The organism is Ideonella azotifigens (genome assembly GCF_006519715.1).
GTDB classification, from domain to species: Bacteria; Pseudomonadota; Gammaproteobacteria; order Burkholderiales; family Burkholderiaceae_C; genus Ideonella; species Ideonella azotifigens.
In genome coordinates this window covers 1-2,822 of the sequence record NZ_VIDT01000689.1, presented here as the reverse complement: position 1 = coordinate 2,822, position 2,822 = coordinate 1, and the positions used below count along the sequence as shown (strand labels likewise).

Below are 2,822 nucleotides of genomic sequence, written 5' to 3'. Positions count from 1 at the left end.
ATCGAGCGCACCAGCGCGGTCATGCGCGCCGCGGCCACCACACCCAATACCTGGGCCAGCATCGAATTCGCGAAGTTCACCAGATCGGCGGTGGCGGTGTCGTGCATCGACAAGGCGCCAGCCACGCCAAACAGGATGGGCATCGCCAGGTTGCCCGGCGTGGCCCGCGGGATGAAGCAGCCCAGCAGCAGGAACACCGGCGCGCACAGCAGCACTAGCATGCCGAAGTCCTGCACCAGCGGCATGGCCAGCACATAGGCCGCCGCCAACGGCACCGACCACAGCGTGCCTTTGAGGAAGCCGTGGATCATCGGCACCGGGTCGTCCATGGTCGTCAGGGGGCGTTGTTCACTCGTCATCGAATCAGGTCAGGGGCGGCGGGTCAGCGCATGTCAGGCCGCCACCAGGGCAGGGCCGGTGGCGGGCAGGCTCACCCGCCAACGGACTCTTGCTTGATTTGCCATTTTCCGTGATCCGAGCGCTGCATTTCCAGCGTTTTGCGACCTGTCGTGCTCAAAGTGTCCGAGCTGTAGGCCTGGCGGAATCGCACCGTGGCCTGATTGCCCTTGACCTGCACGCTCATGTCCGCCAGCTCGACGCGGATCTTCTTGCGCGGCGCGATGCGGGCCTCGCGGTCCTGTTCCCAGGCCTTGCGGGAGGCGGCGCTGCCCTTGAAGTCCGGCGCGTAGGCTGCGAAATAGCCGCTCATGTCACGGCTGCTCCAGGCGGCGGCCCAGGCCTTGACGGCGGCCTCGACCTCGGCCTGGCCTTCCGGTGCGGCGGCTGGCGTCGGCTTGGCCGCTTCAGGTTTGGTGGCTTCGACCTTGGCGGGTTCCGGTTTCGGCCTGGCCATGGCCGCCGCCGTGCTGGCCGACGCTGAGGCAGCGGAAGGCGCGATCGCTGGTGTTGGTGCCGGTACCGACGGGGCCACGGCAGGTGCAGCGGCGATGACCGGCGGCTTTTTGCTCGGCATCGGCGGCGGGGCCACATTGGGCGCGGCCGTCAGTTCACGCAGCAGTGCCAGCTTGGGTGCGCTGGTGGCATCGTTCTTGTCCAGCTGCAGCGCCTTGTTGTAGGCCTGGCTGGCGAGCTGGGCGTAGACGTCGCCCAGGTTCTGGTAGGCGGTGGCGTAGGTCGGATTGGTGCGGATCGCCTTGTCCAGCGCTTCGCGGGCCTTGTCGTAGTCACCCATGGAGCCGTAGATCACGGCCATGTTGTTGTACGGCGCCGGCATGTCCGGGTGGTCTTCGACCAGCTTCTGGAACACCGTCAGCGCCTCCTGCTTGCGGTCCAGCATGGACAGCGCGACGCCGCGGCGAAAGCGCATCTGCGCGTCCTTGGGGTTGCGGGCCAGGGTTTCGTCGATCAGCTTGAGCGCCTGCGCGTGCTGGCCTTCGCGGATCAGGCGCTGCACTTCGCTTGCTTCGGGTGACGCCGCGGCCGGCTTTGAGGCCGCCGCCGGGGCGGTGGTCTGTGCGCCTGCGGGCAGGCTGACCAGCGCGCTCAGGGCCAGCAGCCAGCCACAGCTCAGGCTTCGCACCGGCCCGGCGGCCCGGTCAGCGTGAAGAATCGCCTGGGACGCAAGTGGGGCACGGGCAAACAGCATGGGCAGGCGGTCAGGTGGCAAGTGGGCAGGCAAGCAACAAAATGGGCCGGGCGGCGACTGGCGCTGCCCAAAGCCCGCCGAGTCTATCCAAATTCGCGTGTTTCACTGGGACGAACCGCGCTGGGCATGCGCAAAGCCTGCGGGTTATGCCCCGTTTCTGCGTCGATTTTGCAGCTTTGATGCCGGCCGGGAGAAGGTATAAGGGCGACAGAGGAAACGGAAACCTGCCCATGAGTTTGATTCGCCAAGTCTGGTTGCTGCTGCTGCTGACGCTGACGCTGGCTTTTGCCGGCGCCTTCGGCCTGTCCATGTTGTCGGCCCGGCAATACCTGGCCACGCAACTGGCCATGAAGAACCACGACAGCGCGCAATCGCTGGCCCAGACGCTGGCGGGCCAGCATGGCGACCTGCCAAGCATGGCCGCCACGCTGGACCGCCAGTTCGAGATCGGCTTCTACGAGCACCTGCGGCTGCGCACGCCGCAAGGCGGCACGCTGCTGTCGCGCGAAGCGCCGCCGATGGCCGATGGCGTGCCGGACTGGTTTGCCGACCTGCTGTCGCTGAACGTGACCCAGGGCCTGGCGCCGGTGGTGGCCGACGGCGTCAGCGTGGGCTCGCTGGAAGTGCGGGGCAACACCCGCTTTGCCTACCGCGAACTGTGGCGCGGCATGCTGCGCACGCTGACCGCGTTTGCGCTGCTGGCGATTGCGCTGGGTGCGCTGGCCCACCTGCTGCTGCGCCGCATCCGGGTGCCGCTGGAAGCCACGGTGCGCCAGGCCCAGGCCTTGACCGAGCGGCGCTTCATCACCGTCAGCGAACCTTCGGTGCCCGAGCTGCGCAACGTGACCCGGGCGATGAACCTGATGGTCGACCGCCTCAAGGCCATGTTCGACGAGCAGGCCGGCCAGGTCGAGATGCTGCGGCGCCAGGCCAATTGCGACCCGCTGACCGGCGTCTCCAACCGGCCGCATTTCATGAGCCGGCTCAAGGGCCTGCTGAGTTCGGAAGACGGCGTGGCCGGTGGCGCGCTGCTGCTGGTGCGCATCAGCGACCTGCAGGGCCTGAACCGCCGCTTGGGCCGCGTGGCGACCGACGCGATGCTGCGCGATGCCGGCCACGCGATCATCGACTCCGCCACGCGTGTCGGTTCCTTCGAGGTCGGCCGGCTGAACGGCTCCGACTTCGCGATGCTGCTGCCCGAAGCGGCGTCCCTGCG

At 67.9% G+C, this 2,822-nt stretch carries 3 protein-coding genes; 1 reads left to right on the top strand and 2 read right to left on the bottom strand.

What is annotated here, in order from left to right:
* A partial coding sequence (locus FKP22_RS26310) for an FUSC family protein (RefSeq protein ID WP_211361595.1) occupies positions 1 to 359 on the bottom strand: 359 nt, incomplete at its 3' end.
* A gap of 71 nt (positions 360 to 430) precedes the next feature.
* On the bottom strand, positions 431 to 1,606 hold the full coding sequence (locus FKP22_RS26305; RefSeq protein ID WP_141290843.1) for a nuclear transport factor 2 family protein: 1,176 nt from the start codon (positions 1,604 to 1,606) through the stop codon (positions 431 to 433).
* Between the two features lie 230 nt (positions 1,607 to 1,836).
* Here FKP22_RS26305 and FKP22_RS26300 point away from each other — a divergent pair.
* On the top strand, positions 1,837 to 2,822 hold a 986-nt coding region (locus FKP22_RS26300; protein ID WP_170201099.1), incomplete at its 3' end, for a LapD/MoxY N-terminal periplasmic domain-containing protein.